The 16,046-nt window shown below is 71.9% G+C and carries 12 protein-coding genes and 1 tRNA gene; 4 read left to right on the forward strand and 9 right to left on the reverse strand.

The window, feature by feature from the left end:
- Positions 1 to 82: 82 nt before the first annotated feature.
- Positions 83 to 1,336: a hypothetical protein gene (locus CEQ11_RS01900; RefSeq protein ID WP_067191958.1), complete on the reverse strand. Its 1,254-nt coding sequence runs from the start codon at positions 1,334 to 1,336 to the stop codon at positions 83 to 85.
- A 202-nt stretch (positions 1,337 to 1,538) separates the two neighbouring features.
- Between CEQ11_RS01900 and CEQ11_RS01905 the strand changes: the two genes are divergently transcribed.
- The gene (locus CEQ11_RS01905; RefSeq protein WP_067191954.1) at positions 1,539 to 2,069 is read left to right on the forward strand and encodes a peptidylprolyl isomerase; all 531 of its coding nucleotides are present in this window, start codon (positions 1,539 to 1,541) and stop codon (positions 2,067 to 2,069) included.
- 121 nt (positions 2,070 to 2,190) lie between these two features.
- The gene (locus CEQ11_RS01910) at positions 2,191 to 3,012 is read left to right on the forward strand and encodes a rhomboid family intramembrane serine protease (protein ID WP_088478846.1); all 822 of its coding nucleotides are present in this window, start codon (positions 2,191 to 2,193) and stop codon (positions 3,010 to 3,012) included.
- A 304-nt stretch (positions 3,013 to 3,316) separates the two neighbouring features.
- On the opposite strand, the gene CEQ11_RS01915 is transcribed toward CEQ11_RS01910, so the two are convergent.
- The gene (locus tag CEQ11_RS01915) at positions 3,317 to 3,670 is read right to left on the reverse strand and encodes a cell division protein CrgA (RefSeq protein WP_369804898.1); all 354 of its coding nucleotides are present in this window, start codon (positions 3,668 to 3,670) and stop codon (positions 3,317 to 3,319) included.
- 197 nt (positions 3,671 to 3,867) lie between these two features.
- On the opposite strand from CEQ11_RS01915, the gene CEQ11_RS01920 reads away from it, so the two are divergent.
- Positions 3,868 to 4,527, forward strand: coding sequence for an aminodeoxychorismate/anthranilate synthase component II (locus CEQ11_RS01920; protein WP_088477578.1), 660 nt, complete (start codon positions 3,868 to 3,870; stop codon positions 4,525 to 4,527).
- A gap of 148 nt (positions 4,528 to 4,675) precedes the next feature.
- On the opposite strand, the gene pknB is transcribed toward CEQ11_RS01920, so the two are convergent.
- Genes pknB through CEQ11_RS01955 form a run of 7 tightly spaced genes read right to left on the reverse strand, consistent with a single transcriptional unit; the run spans position 4,676 to position 15,588 of the window.
- The gene (pknB, locus tag CEQ11_RS01925; protein WP_227718680.1) at positions 4,676 to 7,087 is read right to left on the reverse strand and encodes a Stk1 family PASTA domain-containing Ser/Thr kinase; all 2,412 of its coding nucleotides are present in this window, start codon (positions 7,085 to 7,087) and stop codon (positions 4,676 to 4,678) included.
- Between the two features lie 54 nt (positions 7,088 to 7,141).
- Positions 7,142 to 9,337, reverse strand: coding sequence for a protein kinase (locus CEQ11_RS01930; RefSeq protein ID WP_088477579.1), 2,196 nt, complete (start codon positions 9,335 to 9,337; stop codon positions 7,142 to 7,144).
- Entirely contained in the window at positions 9,334 to 10,785 is a 1,452-nt protein-coding gene (locus CEQ11_RS01935) for a penicillin-binding transpeptidase domain-containing protein (RefSeq protein ID WP_088477580.1), read from the reverse strand. The genes CEQ11_RS01930 and CEQ11_RS01935 overlap by 4 nt, the downstream gene beginning before the upstream one ends.
- Positions 10,782 to 12,242: an FtsW/RodA/SpoVE family cell cycle protein gene (locus CEQ11_RS01940; protein ID WP_088477581.1), complete on the reverse strand. Its 1,461-nt coding sequence runs from the start codon at positions 12,240 to 12,242 to the stop codon at positions 10,782 to 10,784. Before CEQ11_RS01940 ends, CEQ11_RS01935 begins: the two co-directional genes overlap by 4 nt.
- Positions 12,242 to 14,089 (reverse strand): PP2C family serine/threonine-protein phosphatase, encoded by a 1,848-nt coding sequence (locus CEQ11_RS01945; protein ID WP_088477582.1) that lies wholly within the window; start codon positions 14,087 to 14,089, stop codon positions 12,242 to 12,244. The genes CEQ11_RS01940 and CEQ11_RS01945 overlap by 1 nt, the downstream gene beginning before the upstream one ends.
- A gap of 3 nt (positions 14,090 to 14,092) precedes the next feature.
- On the reverse strand, positions 14,093 to 14,641 hold the full coding sequence (locus CEQ11_RS01950) for an FHA domain-containing protein (RefSeq protein WP_088477583.1): 549 nt from the start codon (positions 14,639 to 14,641) through the stop codon (positions 14,093 to 14,095).
- Complete coding sequence (locus tag CEQ11_RS01955) at positions 14,638 to 15,588, reverse strand: DUF3662 and FHA domain-containing protein (protein WP_088477584.1); 951 nt, start codon at positions 15,586 to 15,588, stop codon at positions 14,638 to 14,640. The genes CEQ11_RS01950 and CEQ11_RS01955 overlap by 4 nt, the downstream gene beginning before the upstream one ends.
- A gap of 212 nt (positions 15,589 to 15,800) precedes the next feature.
- Here CEQ11_RS01955 and CEQ11_RS01960 point away from each other — a divergent pair.
- Positions 15,801 to 15,887: transfer RNA gene (locus tag CEQ11_RS01960), tRNA-Leu, on the forward strand.
- Positions 15,888 to 16,046: the final 159 nt, after the last annotated feature.

Genomic DNA, 16,046 nt, shown 5'->3' on the forward strand with positions numbered 1-16,046 from the left:
GAGAGCCCCCGACGGCACTGCCGTCGGGGGCTCTCGTCGGGTCAGCGCTGCGTCGAGGGCGTCACCGCGGGGTCTCGTCTGCTCAGCGGGAGACGCCCGGGTTCGTGGAGGTCGGGCCGCCGGTGTCGACGGTGTCGACCTGGGCGTCGCCGCCGGCCTGTGCCACGCCGTCACGGGCGGCCTGGGCTTCGGCGATGGCGGCGCGCTGCTTGGCGTACGGGTCGGTGGAGCCGTGGGCGTCCACCACCGGGATGTTGGCGGTCACCGGGCCCGGGGCCGGGGCCTTCCACGGATCCTGGACCGGGTTGGTCAGCTTCCAGATCGCGTAGGCGGCACCGGCGGCGGCCACGGCCATGCCGGAGATGATCCAGCCCTTGCCGGAACGGGACTGACGCTTGGACTGCTTGGCCTGCTTCTTCAAGCCCTTCTCGGCGGTGGAGGCGTAGCCCTCGGCGGCCTTGCGGAGCTTCTTCACGATCTTCTTGTCCCCGGTCACGCGGACGAGGGTGTCCTCCACAGAGGCCGGGACCTTGTAGTCGTGCACGGACTTGCCGGCCTTGCCCGCGGCGTCCGCCAGGCGGGCGGCGGCCACCGGGACGTACTGGTCGCGGCGGTCCTGGGCGTACTTGGTGGCGTCGGCGACGCGGCGCTGCACCTCGGGGGACAGCTTCTGCTGGCCGGACTGGAGGGCGGCGAGGCCCGCGGCGACGGCGGCCTGGACGTCCTTGCCGCCCTGGGCCGCGCCCTTCTTGGCGGCCTTGCCCTGCTTCTGCAGGTCCTTCTTGAGGCCCTGGGCCTTCGCGGCGACGGCCTTGCGGTTCTTGGCGTTCTGCTTCTTCAGCGTCTTGCCCTTCTTTTCGGCGGTCTTCTTCATGTCCTTGCCCGCGGCCTCGGCCTGGCCCTGGAGGTCCGCGAGGAACCCCTGGACGGGGGACAGGACGCCGGCGAGGGCCGGGGACACGGCGGCGAGACCGGCCGCGACCTGCGGGGCGTACTTCTTGTACTGGTCCGACACGGCCGGGGCCAGTCGGGCGTACTGCTGGGCGACGACGGCGTTGGCGCGCTCGGCGCCGGCGGCCAGCTGCGGGCCGTACTGGGTCTTCGCGTCCTGCAGCTGGGCCTTGGCGTCGTCGGCGAGCCGGCGGCCCTCCTTGCCGGCGATCTGGGCGCGGTAGGTCGAGTCGGCCAGGCCGTACTCGCCCCAGGCGCGGGCGGCCTCCACCTTCGGGGCGGCCCAGTGGCGGGCGTCCTCGCGGCGGCGGCCCAGGAATGCGCCGAGCTTGGTGTCGCGGAAGTCGGTCGTCTCGTCAATCGAATCGGAGGTCTTGAAGCCCATACGATCTCCTCGGAGCTGGGTTGGCCGCGGACGGGGTTCCTGTCCGCGCGTGGTGTTGCACCCCAGCCTAGTCGGCGGGACGGACGACAGCACGGTCCCCGGCGCGCGATGACGGCACGAGGGCTAAGCCCTGCGCGTAAGTGTGGCGCCGAGCATGCCGACCACCTGCACGCGGGCAGACGTCGATGGAACAATGAGGCCCATGACCAATGCCACGCACATCGCGACCATCCACACCAACCAGGGCGACATCGTCGTGGAGCTCTACGGCGACCACGCCCCGAAGACCGTGAAGAACTTCGTGGGCCTGGCCACCGGCGAGCAGGAGTGGACCCACCCGCAGACCGGCGAGAAGAAGACCGGCACCCCGCTGTACTCGGGCACCGTCTTCCACCGCATCATCAAGGACTTCATGATCCAGGGCGGCGACCCGCTCGGCATGGGCATCGGCGGCCCGGGCTACCAGTTCGGCGACGAGATCCACCCGGAGCTCCAGTTCGACCGTCCGTACCTGCTGGCCATGGCGAACGCCGGCCCGGGCACCAACGGCTCCCAGTTCTTCATCACCTCCGTGCCGACCGGCTGGCTGAACGGCAAGCACACCATCTTCGGTGAGGTGAAGGACGAGGCCTCCCAGAAGGTCGTCGACCAGCTGAACTCGGTCGCCACCGACCCGCGCGACCGTCCGCTGGAGGACGTCGTCATCGAGTCCGTCGAGATCGCCGAGGCCTGATCCACACCCCGGACAGACTCCTGACGTGGACGATCGGACCGATCCTCACCAGAGACACGGCCCGGACGCCGGCGGCGCTCGACTTCCCGAGTGCCCGCGGCATCCGGGCCGTGTGGCGTACATGGCGTGCGTCGACTGCCGCCGCCCCGCCTGTCTGGAGTGTCAGGCCGGGACCACCGCCTCCGGCCACGTCGTGTGCCGGGAGTGCGCCGCCCGCCGCACGCACGAGAAGGCCGCGGGCGTCCCTCGGCGGCGCAGCGCGCTGCGGGACACCCCGTCGCTGATCTGGGGGCTGCTCGGCCTCAACGTGCTCGTCTACGTCGGCCAGTGGCTGACCCTGGACGGGCCCGCCGACCTCACCGCCCTCGGCTGGTACGCGCCGGGGCAGACCTCCACGGTCATCATGGAGCCCTACCGGATGCTCTCGAACGCGTTCCTGCACTCGCTGCAGAACCCCGGGCACCTGCTCCTGAACATGCTCGCGCTGTGGATGCTCGGCCGCGCGCTCGTCCGTCCCCTCGGTCCGGCGCGCTTCCTCATCCTGTACGTGCTCTCGGCGCTGGGCGGCTCAGTGGCCGTCCTCTGGCTCTCGGACCCCCTCACGCCGGTACTCGGCGCCTCCGGAGCGATCTACGGCCTCTTCGCCGCGGTCTTCGTCCTGGCCCGGGCCCGTGGAGGCAACATCCGATCGCTCACCGTGCTGCTTGTGGTGAACCTCGTCTTCAGCCTCACCGTGCCGGGAATCTCCTGGCAGGGCCACGTCGGGGGACTGGTCGCCGGCGCGCTGACGGCCGGCTGCTACGAGCTGCTCGGCCCGGGCCGCCGGCTCGGGAAGACGGCGCCGTGGGTGCAGTGGGCCGGTGTCGTCGCGGTGCTCGCTTTCCTGGTGGTGCTCACCGTCTCCGGCGCCGCCCGGATCACGCCCGCCGTGCTCTGGGGCTGAGCCGCGCCCGGGGGCTGATCACCCCGTCCCCCGGCCGCCGGGAGGGGAGAGGGCGGCCGTTGTCCGTCCACACCACGTCCCCAGGTCTCCACAGTGTTGTCCACACCGTGCCGCGGCGTTGTCCCCAGAGTTTTCAACAGGTGTGGATATGAATGACACCGATGTGTTTTCGCACTCCGCGGCTGGAGTTATCCACAGGGGTATCCCCACTGTGGAGAATCACACCGGTGTCATTCCGCAGGGCGTCGAGGTCCCGGTATCCTTAGGAATCCGCGGAAATCCGGCGGGTCGAGAGGCGCTGACCTCACTCCTCGGACCAGCGGGACATCATCAGAAAGCCCACCATGGCGATGCCGAAGCCGACAATGATGTTCCAGCCGCCGATGCCCGGGATCGGGAACGCGGTCTGGGTCAGATAGAACACACAGATCCACAGCAGGCCCACGATCATCAGGCCGAACATCGTCGCCTTATACCAGCGGGGCAGCGGCTTCGGGCCGGCCTCCATGACCTTCGCGGCGCGGCGCTCCTCCTTGGCACGCCGGGCGGCCTCGCGGGCTTCGCGGCGCTCGTCGTTCTTGGCCTGCCGCTCGGCGCGCTTCACGTCCTGCTCGCTCGGTGCGGGGGCCCCCATGTCCGGGGTCTCGTTCTCGGCCACGGCGTGATCCTCACTGTGGGTCGTCTGTCTGAACTCGGCGGTCTGCGCCGCGGTACCCTGTTCCCATCCGCACCCCGCTCCGTCCGGTCGGTGCCGGCGGTGCGTCAGTGCGTCCAGCGGTCCGGGACGCAGCGTGACCCGGACCAGTCTATGTGCCCCACCGCACGTCGGCGGGGAGCCAGCGAAGGGAGCCGCCGATGGGCAGCGCCGCAGTCCCGGTCCTCGTGATCGACAACTACGACAGCTTCGTCTACACCCTCGTCGGGTACCTCGAGGAGCTCGGCGCCACCACCACGGTGGTCCGCAACGACGCCCTCTCCCCGGAGGAGGCGGTCGCGCTGGCCCGCGAGCACACCGCGATCCTCATCTCGCCCGGCCCCGGCGCCCCCGCAGACGCCGGAGTCTCCGAGCACCTCATCCGTCACGCCGCCACGGCCGGCCAGCCGCTGTTCGGCGTCTGCCTGGGCCACCAGGCGATCGCCGAGGTCTTCGGTGCCACGGTCACCCACGCCGAGTCCCTCATGCACGGCAAGACCTCGCTCGTGGAGCACCGGGACCACCCGACGTTCGTGGGCCTGCCCAGCCCCTTCACCGCCACCCGCTACCACTCGCTGGCGGCCGTGCGGGAGACCGTGGACGAGTCCGTCCTGGAGATCACCGCGGAGACCGCCGACGGCGTCGTCATGGGCCTGGCGCACCGCACCGCGCCGCTGTGGGGCGTCCAGTTCCACCCGGAGTCCGTGCTCACCGAGGGCGGCTACCGCATGCTCGGCAACTGGCTCGAGTCCGCCGGCCTCGTCGGCGCCGCGGACCTCGGCGGGGCGCTCGCGCCCATCATGGATGCCGGGGCCCGCTGACCGCCCCACCCCCGCGTCCCGACGACGGAACGGCCCCTCACGAAGGTGAGGGGCCGTCGTCGTGGTGGAGGGGTTCCGGCCCTCCGGCCGGCGGGCGCCGGCCGGAGGGCGCCCGGCCTGCGCCGCGACGACAGCGCGGCCGGATCGGTCAGTCGCGCGGTGCAGGGCCGTTGGACGGGACGTCCGACGGCGGTCCGGGCTCGGTGGGGCGTCCCTCCGGAGAACTGGGGCTGCCGGACCCGCTCGGCGAGGGACTCTCGGACGGGGTCGGGGAGTCCGTCGGGTCAGGGCTCTGCGACGGAGACGGCGACGGGTCGGGCGACTCGGTCGGGTCCTCGGACGGGGACGGGGACTCCGACGGCTCTGGGCTCTCCGACGGCTCTGGAGACTCCGTGGGGTCCTCGGACGGGGACGGTGATTCGCTGGGCTCGGGGTCGTCGGTCGGCGAGGGGCTCTCCGACGGCTCCGGGGACTCCGTCGGGTCAGGGCTCTGCGACGGGGACGGCGACGGGTCGGGCGACTCGGTCGGGTCCTCGGACGGGGATGGGTGCTCCGACGGCGTGGGGTCCTCGGACGGGGACGGGCTCTCCGACGGCGTGGGGCTCCCCGAAGGTGTCGGGTCGGGGGAGTCGCTCGGCGAGGGGGTTTCGGACGGCTCCGGGGCGGCCTTCGCGACGGTCAGTGTGACGGCGCCCTCGTTGTCCACCTCGCGGTCCGCGGGCGGGTCCTGGCGCATGACGTACCCCGGGGTGGCGGCGCCGGACTCGCGCTCCTGCACCCGCACGATCACGTTCGGGGCGGCCTCCTGCAGGGCGGTGCGGGCCGACTCCTCGGAGAGGCCGACCACGTTCGGCAGCGTCGTCCGGCCGGTGGACAGCTGCAGGTCCACGGAGGACCCGGGGGGCACCGCGCTGCCGAGCTCGGGGCTGGTGGAGACCAGGCGGTCACGCGGGACATCGGCGGAGTTCGTCGAGGAGACGGAGGAGACGGTCAGGCCCAGGCGGGTGAGCTCGTCGCGGACGGTGGCCTCGGAGGCGCCGCGCAGGCTCTCCGGCAGGGTCACCGAGGACGGCCCCTGGGAGACCTTCAGCCGGACTTCGGAACCGGAGTCCACTCGGTCGCCGGCGCCGGGGTCCGTGGACACCACGGAGCCCTCGGGGACCTCGTCGTCATAGACCTCGGAGGTGCGGGTCTCCAGGTCGGCCTCGGTCAGGGTGGTCTCGGCCTGCTCGACGGGGACGCCCACGACGTCCGGGACCTCCACCTGGGAGTCGCGTCCGCCGAGCAGCAGGGGCAGCGCCACGGCGGCGGCCACCGCCAGCAGCAGAAGGGCGATCAGGCCGAACAGCAGGCCGCGGCGGCGGGGGGAGCGTTCCTCCTCGGCGTCTCCCACCGCTGTGGAGCCGGTGTTCGGCAGGTCTGCGCGCACGGGCAGGTGACGGTTCGTGTCCACCGTGGAGAGCGAGCGGGGGGTCAGTGGGGTGCGGTGTCCTCCGGAGTCGGTGGACGCGCCTGCCGCCCCGGCGGCGGTCGAACCGACGACGCCTGCACCGGCTGCACCCGAACCAGCGGCTGCGCCTGCACCGCCCGCTCCGGCGGCGGCACCGGCCGCCGGCGGGGCGGGGGTGGAGTCCTCGGACGGGGTGGGGCCGGCGGGGGCGTCCGCGTCCGGATCCACGAGCGGCAGTGCTCCCGTGGGCGTCTGTTCGGGGGAGCCGAGGGCCTCCACGAGGGCGGCGGCGAACTGGTCCGCGTCGTCGAAGCGGTCGTCGGGCTCCTTGGCCAGCGCGGTGAGCACCACCGCGTCGAGGGCGGGGGTCACGTCCGGGTTCAGCGTGGACGGGCGCGGCGGGTCCTGGCGGACGTGCTGGTAGGCCACGGACACGGGGGACTCGCCCAGGAACGGCGGGCGGCCGGTGAGCAGCTCGAAGGCCACGCAGCCCACGGAGTACAGGTCCGAACGGGTGCCCACGGTCCCGCCCATCGCCTGCTCGGGGGAGAGGTACTGGGCGGTGCCCACCACGGTCTGCGTCTGGGTCATGGTGGCAGAGGTGTCCGCGAGGGCGCGGGCGATGCCGAAGTCCATCACCTTGACCTCGCCGGAGCCGGTGACCATGACGTTCGCCGGCTTGATGTCCCGGTGCACGATCCCGAGGCCGTGCGAGTAGGAGAGGGCAGCCAGGACGCCGTCGAGCCACGCCACCGCCTCCTCCACGGTGACGTCTCCGGCGCCGATGGCGTCCTTCATGGTGCCGCCGTCCACGTGCTCCATGACGAGGAACGGGCAGGACACCTCGTGGGCGTGGCGGTCCTCGATGTCCTCCTCGCCCGTGTCGAAGACGTGGACGATGTTCGGGTGGTTCAGGGAGGCCGAGCTGGTGGCCTCGCGCCGGAACCGGGACTGGAACTGGGGGTCCCGGGCCAAGTCCGGGCGCATCATCTTGATCGCCACCGTCCGCTTCAGGCGCAGGTCGGTGCCGCGGTACACGTCGGCCATGCCGCCGCGGCCGATCAGATCCTCCATCCGATAGCGGCCGTTGAGGATGTGCTCAGTGGACACGTGATGCTCCCGTCCGTCCTGGGTGCGACGTCACCGGTGAGAGCCCTCGGGGGCTCAGCCGGTCACGTCCTCGTCGGTCGGCTCCGCCGGGGCGGTCGTCTCGCCCGTGTCCGGTCCCTCCGTGGGCTGGTCGGTCTCCGTCGGGTCCTCCGTCGGCTCCTCGGTCGGGTCGTCCGTCGGGTCCTCGGTGGGCTCTTCGGTGGGCTCTTCGGTGGGTTCCGGGGAAGGCTCCTCGATGGGATCCTCAGTGGGGTTGTCGGTGGGCTCTTCGGTGGGCTCTTCGGTGGGTTCCGGGGAAGGCTCCTCGGTGGGGTCTTCGGTCGGCTCTTCGGTCGGGTCCTCGGTGGCGGTCGGGTCGGAGGAGGGCTCCTGCGTCGGCTGCTGCGTGGGTTCCTCCGCGGGCTCGGAGGTCGGCGCGGCGGACTCGGTGGGCTCCGGCTCGGTCGTCGGCTCGCCGGTCGGGGTCGCGGAGGTGGTCGGGGCGGGTGCCTCGCCGCCGGTCCCGGCGGCGACGATCAGCTGCACCGGGGTGTCGTAGCGGTGGCGCTCGCCGGAGCCCGGGTTCACGCGGACGACCTCGCCGGCGGCGCCCGCGGCGGACGGGTCGTCCACGCGGTCCACGCTGAAGCCGGCGTCCTGCAGGACGGTGGTCGCCTGCTCGGCAGGCATGCCCACCAGGTCGGCCGGGATCTCACCCATGCCGGTGGAGACGTCCAGGGTCACCGTGTCACCGGCGGTCAGGCCGGTCAGCGGGGCCAGCCCGACGACGGTCCCCTCCTCGGCGCGGTCGTCCGCCTCCGTCTGGTCGGCCTCCAGGCCCTTGGACTCGATCTGCGGCACGACCTCGGCCGCCGGGCGCCCGACGTACTCGTCCTCCCGGAGCGTGATCTCCCCGACCTCCGACTGCGGGGCGTCGTCCCCGGCTCCAAGCATCTCCGAGACCCTCGGCCACAGCAGCGCGCCGAGCACGGCGAACGCGAGGAGCAGCAGCAGGGCGACCAGCGGCCAGCGGGGACCGCGGCGGCGGCCGTCGTTCCGGGTGGCCTCGGGGCCGACGACGGTCGAGCGCGCGCGGCGGTCCCCGTCGTCCAGGTCGAGGCGGCCGGTGTCCTGGCGGTGTTCCGGCGCGTCCGCGGCGGCGGAGATCGGCTGGTGCTGTTCGCGGGCGGCGTCGCGGGAGTCCTGCGAGTCGTCGATCCGAGGCATCGAGGCGGTGCGCGGTGCGGCCGTGGCACCGGTCGCACCCACACCAGCTGCGGCACCGGCTGCGGCACCGGAGTCCGGCGGGACGACGTCCGTGGCGTGGGTGTCCCGCATGCCCGAGTAGTCGACCGGCGCGGTCTGGGCGTCCAGGGCGGTGGTGGCCTCGCTGTCCGCGTACTCCTCGAGGAACGGGCGCAGGGTCGGCACGGCCTCGACGGCACCGGCGGTGTCGTGGCGGCGCAGCGCGTCCGCCGCCTCGGAGAGCGCGGTGGCGTCCGAGGGGCGCTCCTGGGCCTCCTTGGACAGCAGGCACATGATCAGAGCGCGTACCGGCGCCGGGATGGTCTCCGGCAGCGGAGGCGGCGGATCGTTGACCTGGGCCAGGGCGATCGCGATCTGGGACTCGCCGGTGAACGGACGACGGCCCACGAGGGACTCGTAGCCGATGACGCCGAGCGAGTAGAGGTCGGAGGCGCCGGTGGCCTGCTGGCCCGTGGCCTGCTCGGGGGCGAGGTACTGGGCGGTGCCCATGACCTGGCCGGTGGCCGTCAGCGGCACCTGGTCAGCGAGGCGGGCGATGCCGAAGTCGGTGACCTTGACGCGGCCGGTGGGGGTGATCAGCAGGTTGCCCGGCTTCACGTCGCGGTGGACCAGACCCTGGGCATGGGCGGCAGAGAGGGCGGCCGCGGTCTGGGAGATGATCTTCAGCGTGCGGTCCGGGGAGAGGACCTTGTCCTTCTCCAGGATCGACGAGAGCGGCTGCCCGGGCACGAGCTCCATGACGAGGTAGGCGGAGCCCTTCTCCTCGCCGTAGTCGTACACGTTCGCCACGCCGGGGTGGTTCAGCAGCGCGGTGTGCTGGGCCTCGGCGCGGAAGCGGCGCAGGAAGTTGGGGTCGCCGGTGTACTCCTCCTTGAGGATCTTCACCGCGGTGATGCGGCCGAGGACCTTGTCCCGTGCCTTCCACACCTCGCCCATGCCGCCGATCGCGATGCGATCGGTGAGCTGGTACCTGCCGCCCAGCGTGATACCGGATGTCGGCCTCATTCTGCGACCACCGCTTCCATGATCCTCTTCATGTTGTCCACCGTCAGACGGCGTCCTGTGCCCAAGTCTGTGTTCTCGATGACGATCGTCACCGCGTAGCGCGGGTTCTCCGCCGGAGCGAAGCCCGTGATCCACGAGTGCACCGCGTCGGTGCCGTCGATCTGCGCCGTGCCCGTCTTCGCCGCGATCTGCACCTGAGAGGAGCGGGCACCTGAGGCGCCGCCCTCCTCGACGACCGCGACCATCATGTCCCGCACCTGTGCGGCGACGTCCTCACTGGTGACCCGGCCGCGCTCGCGCGGGCTGAACGACTCGACCACGGACAGGTCCGACCTGCGGATCGACTCCACGAGCTGCGGCTCCATCAGCATCCCGCCGTTGGCGATGCCGGAGGCCACCATGTTCATCTGCAGGGCCGTGGCCTGCACATCCCGCTGGCCGATCGCCGACTGCGCGAGCGCGGCGTCGTCGAGGTCCTGCGGGAACCGGGATGCCGCGACGTCCAGCGGCACCTCGAAGTCCTGGTTGAAGCCGAAGCGCTCGGCCACCTCACGGATCTTGTCCTGGCCGAGATCGACGGCGGCCGCGGCGAACGGGGTGTTGCACGAGTTCGCCATGATCCAGGTCAGCGATGCCTTGGACCGCGTGCCGCACTGGGCACCCTCTCCGCTGTAGTTGCCCATCTGGGTACGGGTGCCGGGCAGCGTGTAGCGCTCCGGCACCTCGAGCTCGTCGTCCGGGGAGTAGTCGCCGGACTCGAGCATGGCGATGGCGTCGATGAGCTTGAAGGTGGAGCCGGGGGAGACGAGCTGCTGCGTGGCGCGGTTGGTGTAGGCGCTGCCGCCCGGGATCGACTCGAGCTCCTCCATGGCGGCCCGGGACTCGGCGAGGTTCTGTGAGGAGACGGCGTTCGCATCGAAGGTCGGGCGCGAGGTCATGCCGACGATCCGGCCGGTGTCCACCTCGGTGACCACGATCGAGCCGCGCACGCCGTCCGGCAGGGCGCCGTAGACCAGGCGCTGGATGTCCGAGTCCAGGGTCAGCTCGACCTGGTCGCCCTGGGCGGTGGAGCCGGTGACGATCTCCAACGCACGGTCCATGAACGCGGAGGCCGGCGTGCCGGAGAGGTACCGGTTGAGCTTCTGCTCCAGGCCGGAGGCGCCGTAGTTGAGGGAGTACATGCCGGTGATGGGCGCGTACATGCCGGACTCCGAGTACTGCCGGAGGTAGGCGAAGCGGCCGTCCGACTCGACGGACTGCGCGATCGGCTCGCCGTCCACCAGGATCGGGCCGCGCGGGGCGCCGTACTCGAGGTAGATCTGGCGACGGTTCAGGGGGTCCTCCTTGAGCTGGTCGGCCAGGACAACCTGGATGGTCGAGCCGGCCACGAGCAGCACGAGCACCAGGGCCACGGCCACCATCCACATGCGACGGATGGCCTCGTTCATGCGCGATCACCTCCCACGGCGGCGCGGCGGGCGGATCCGCGGCGCCCCGCGCCGCGACGGTGCGGCTCGAGGGCCACGAGCTTGGCCGGATCCTGGTGGCCGGCGCCCGGGCCGGACGCGTTGACCATGTCGTCCACCACCACGGGGCGGCGGGCGGAATGGGAGATGCGCAGCACCAGGCCCACGATGATCCAGTTGGCGAGCAGCGAGGAGCCGCCGGCCGCCAGGAACGGGGTGGTCAGGCCGGTCATCGGGATCACGAGCATGACGCCGCCGGCCACCACGAACAGCTGCCAGGCGAGGGTGAACGCCAGGCCGGCCGCGAGGACCTTGCCGAAGGCGTCGCGGGCTCCCAGGGCGGCGCGCATGATGCGGGTGAACAGCAGCAGGTAGAGGACCAGGACGGCGGACAGGCCGACGAAGCCGAGCTCCTCGCCGATGGTCGCCAGGATCATGTCCGAGTGGTTCAGCGGCACGCGCCACGGGGAGCCGGCGCCGAGGCCGGTGCCCATGAAGCCGCCGGAGGCCATGCCGAACACGCCCTCGACCACCTGCAGGGAGCCGCCGAACTGACGCTCGTAGATCTGCCGGTCGAAGGCGTTGAGCCACACGTCGAAGCGGGCGGTGACGTGCGGCATGAACAGGAACGCCAGGACGGCGCCCAGGCCGATCAGTCCCAGGCCCAGCAGGATCCACGAGGAGCGGGAGGTGGCGATGTAGAGCATCGCCATGAACAGGCCGAAGAACAGGAGCGCGGAGCCGAGGTCGCGCTGGAAGACCAGCACGCCCAGGGCCACGAGCCAGGCCACCACGAGGGGTCCGAGGTCGCGCATGCGCGGGAAGGTCAGGGGCCCGACCTTCTTTCCGGCGAGCAGGATCAGGTCGCGGTTCGCCGAGAGGTAGCCGGCGAAGAACACGGCCAGCGTGATCTTGGCGAGCTCGCCGGGCTGGAAGGTGCCGACGCCGAGGTTCACCCAGATCCGTGCGCCGTTGACGGTCATGCCGATGCCCGGCAGCAGCGGCAGGACCAGCAGTACCGCGGAGACGGCGAGGAACAGGTAGGGCCAGCGGCGCAGCAGCCGGTGGTCGCGGACGAACCAGAGCAGCGCGCCGGCCACGGCCATGGCCACCACGGTCCACACCAGCTGGGTGGTGGCGTTGGCCAGGGTGTTCGACGTCTCGAGCCGGTGGATGATCGCCAGGCCCAGGCCGTTGAGCGTCACCGTGATCGGCAGGATGTAGGGGTCGGCGAAGGGCGCGCGCAGGCGCAGCACCACATGCAGGGCCAGGGTCGCCGCGGCGAGCACGCCGGACTGGATCCAGTAGGCGGTGGTGACCTCCTGCTCGGTGCCGATGGCGCCGAGCAGGTTCGCACCCAGGCCGATGCCGAGGGCCAGCACCAGCAGGAGGAGCTCTACGTTGCGCCGCGGGTGCGGCGGTGAGATGACGCCGGTCATCAGTCACCCCCGTTCGAGGAGGACGAGCCGCTCGGGACGGGGCTGCCGGAGCCGGACTGAGACGGCGTGGCCGAACCCGAGCGGGAGGGCGTCGTCGAGGCGGACCCGGAACGGGAGGGCGTCGTCGAGGCCGACCCGGAACGGGAGGGCGAGGAGGACGGGTCGTCCGAGGAGCTCGAGGACGCAGGGGACGACGACGGCTCCTCGCCGCCGTCGGACTCCTCGCCGGTGTCTCGGCGCAGGTCCGTGACGATCTGGTCCGCGTGCTCTTGGTCCCGGGCGGAGATGCCCGACTCCACCCGGGTACGGGTGTAGCCGGTCAGGCCGTCCACGGACAGGTCGGTGTCCCGGTCCACCTGGGACAGCTCGAGGGGGCCCAGCCGCTGGGGGACACCCTTGAAGACGGCGACCTTCCCCTCGTGCTCGCCCACGTAGTACTGGGTCTGGGTCCAGAGGTACCCCCAGCCCAGCAGGACGGCCAGGATCAAGGCCAGCAAGGCCGCGAAGACCGGGACGAAGAAGCCGCGGCGGTACGTTGACTCCCGGGTGGCCTCCTCCGGGGAGAAATCCTCGTCCTGCGTCTGCGTGGCCGTGCGCGCGTCTGCCGACGCGGCTGCGCCGTCCGCGCCTTCCGCAGACGGGGCGCTGCCGGAGGCGGGGGAGTCAGCGGTGTCCACGGCGCTCGCCGAGCCGGGGGCGCCGACTGCGGCCGCTCCCGCGGTAGAGGCGCCGTCCGTGGCGGAGGCGCCCTCTCCGGGCTCCCCGGCCGAGCCGATCGCGGAAGCGGGGGAATCAGCGGACGCGGGTGCCGTCGCCGGAACCTCGGCAGCCGGCTCCGAGCGGGAGGAGCCCGTCAGGATCGCGGCGGCACGGCGCGGCCGGTTGTCCGGAACCGGATCCTCGCCGAGCAGGGTGGCGGCACGGCGCTTTGTGGTGGCACGTGTGACGATCGGGACGCGGTCCGTCTTCACGGCGGCGGAGGCGGCACCGACGAGGATGTGCGGGCGCACCGCTAGGTCCTCGCGCAACAGGCGGCCGGAGACCGGGCCGACCTCCGGCGGATGCGCGGCCGCCAGGGCCTCGTCCGACAGGTGCAGCGACTGGACCGGGGCGAGCTCCTCCTCGGTGCCCTCCGCGACCTCGAAGACGATCACCGTGACGTTGTCATGGGCGCCGCCCTTGAGGGTCAGGTCCACGAGCTCGTCCACAGCGTCCTCGAGGGTCTCAGCTTGCTCCACGGTCTGCTTGATCGTGGGCACCGTGACCACGTCCGTCAAGCCGTCCGAGCAGAACAGCCAGCGCTCGCCGACCGTCACCGGGACCTCGAACACGTCCAGCTCGGGGGAGGCGTCTACGTCGCCGAGCACCCGCATGAGCACGTTCTTGTTCGGGTGGTGCTCGGCCTCCTCCTTGGACAGGCGGCCCTCTTCCACGAGGCGTTGCACGAAGGTGTGGTCGCGCGTGATCTGCTCGAACTCGCCGTCCCTGAGGCGGTAGGCGCGCGAGTCTCCGATGTGCGCCATGTAGAGCGTGTCCCCGGCGAGCAGACCGGCGGTGCAGGTGGTGCCCATGCCGGCGAGCTTCGGGTTCGCGTGAACCAGTTCGTTCAGGACCAGGTTCGCGTTCTGGATCTCGTCCGGCAGCACGGTCGCCGGGTCGTCGTAGCCGGTGGCGTCCAGCGGCGCCAGGTCCAGCACGGCCGAGGCCGAGGCGACGTCACCGCCCACGTGCCCGCCCATGCCGTCGGCGAGGACCACGAGATGACGACCCGCATAGGCGGAGTCGTCGTTCTTCGAGCGGATCCTGCCGACGTCGGACTTGGCGGCGCAGTGGAGGACGTAGGGCATGGGTCAGGCCTTGATCTCCATGACGGTCTTGCCGATCCGGATGGAGTCGCCCGGGCCGACGGGCAGGGCGCGGGAGACCTGGCTGCCGTTCACGAAAGTGCCGTTGGTGGAGCCGAGGTCCTCGAGGAACCAGCGGGTGCCCTGCGGGAACAGGCGGGCGTGGCGGCCCGAGGCGTAGTCGTCCTCCAGCACCAGGTCTGCGTCCTGGGCGCGGCCCATGAGCAGGGCCTGACCCTGCAGGTCGATCTCACGTCCGGCCAGTGGGCCCTTGTCCACCATGAGGGTGCGGGCCAGCCGCGGTGCCGGGGTCGGCGGCCCGGAGTGCACGGTGCGGCCGCCCGCGTGGGCGCCGTGGTGCTCCGGTGCGGCGGAGTCGGTGGCGGCGGCCGGGGCCGACGCGGCGGAGGCGGTGACCGGGGCCGCGTCCCGGCGGGTCTTGTTGCGGCGGCCCACCACGAGGTCGCGGCCCTGGGACGTGACGATCGAGACGATCAGGATCCAGAGGGCCAGCAGGAGCCCGAAGCGCAGCGCGGCGATGGCGAGTTCGCTCATCGGACCTCCTGTCCCAGGGCGGCGTGGAAGACCAGGGTGGTCTGCCCCACGGTGATGCGATCACTGTCGTGGAGCGTGACGGACCCGTCAACCCGGCGGCCGTTCACGGTCACGCCGTTGCGGGAGCCCAGGTCGATCAGGGTCACGTTCCGGCCCGTGCGGATGAGGCGGACGTGCTCCCGGGAGACCGACGAGTCGGACAGCACGAGGTCGGCGCGCTCGTTCGAGCGGCCCACCACGATGTCCTCCTGCTCCAGCGGATGCAGGCGGCCGTCCACCTCGAGGGAGGGGACGGGGGAGTCGGAGCCCGGGCGCGGCACCACCCGGGTGCGGTCGGGGGCGTCGTCCGGATCGTGAGGGTCCCGTGCGCCTGCGGCATGGGAGCCCTCGCCGTAGGCGCCCCGGCGGCCGGCGGCGGGCATGCGCGGACGCTCGGAGCGGCGCGGGGCGGCGGGGCCCACCGGGGCCTTGTCCTCCACGAGCCGCTGCGGTGGCTCCTCCACGGCGGCGGCCCCGGGGGCGCTGCCGAACGGGGAGGGGGAGTCCTGGGGGACGCGATCGTCCGAGGCGGCGTAGCCGTCGTCGAGACGGGAGTCCACCTCGATCCGGCCCTCGCGGAGCTCCGTGTCCGCGTGGAAGGCGACCCGCACGGTGCCGGGGAGCGTGTACTGCTGGGAATCGGCATACCGGATGACCTCGTCGCAGAGCTCCTGCGCCAGGGCGGTGCCCCAGTCACGTGCGCGCTCGAAGTCCGGCTCGGAGAAGCGCACCACGAAGTCGTTGGGCGCGACGACATGGCCCTCGGACACCGTGATGGACTCGCCGTCCATCTCATGGCGCAGGGCCGAGGCGATCTCGACGGGCTTCACGGCCTGGGGGCCGCCCGCGGAGAACGCCGACCGCACGGCTTTCTCCAGGCCGCGCTCCAGGTTGTCCAGAAGGCCCAAGGGCACTCCTTTCCGCAGATGTCGCCTTCGATACTACGGGGACACCTGAGCGAACTCCTGGGACCGGACGGGCGCGGCCCCCGAACCGGCGCCGAATCGTGGCCGTTCCGAGGCGCTTGGCGCCGATTTGCGCGCTGTCGAGAGGGTGCGGTAAGGTATTCCTCGCTGCTCAGGACGAGGCCGGTGACGCCGGAACGCCTGGGAGGCTGCTCGCGCGAGTGGCGGAATTGGTAGACGCGCTGGCTTCAGGTGCCAGTGTTCGCAAGAACGTGGGGGTTCAAGTCCCCCCTCGCGCACCACGGGCCGTTCGTATGACGGCCATGGGACAGTTTGCGTGTTCCAGACGGGAAGCCCCCGGGAGGCTCGAAAGAGACTCCCGGGGGCTTTCTCGGTGTACCCGGCCATTTCTTGCTGCCAGCGACCCCAGCGTCCAGCTCGTCACCGTCCCGGACGCCGCC

Source organism: Micrococcus sp. FDAARGOS_333 (genome assembly GCF_002206575.2).
GTDB lineage: Bacteria > Actinomycetota > Actinomycetes > Actinomycetales > Micrococcaceae > Micrococcus > Micrococcus lylae.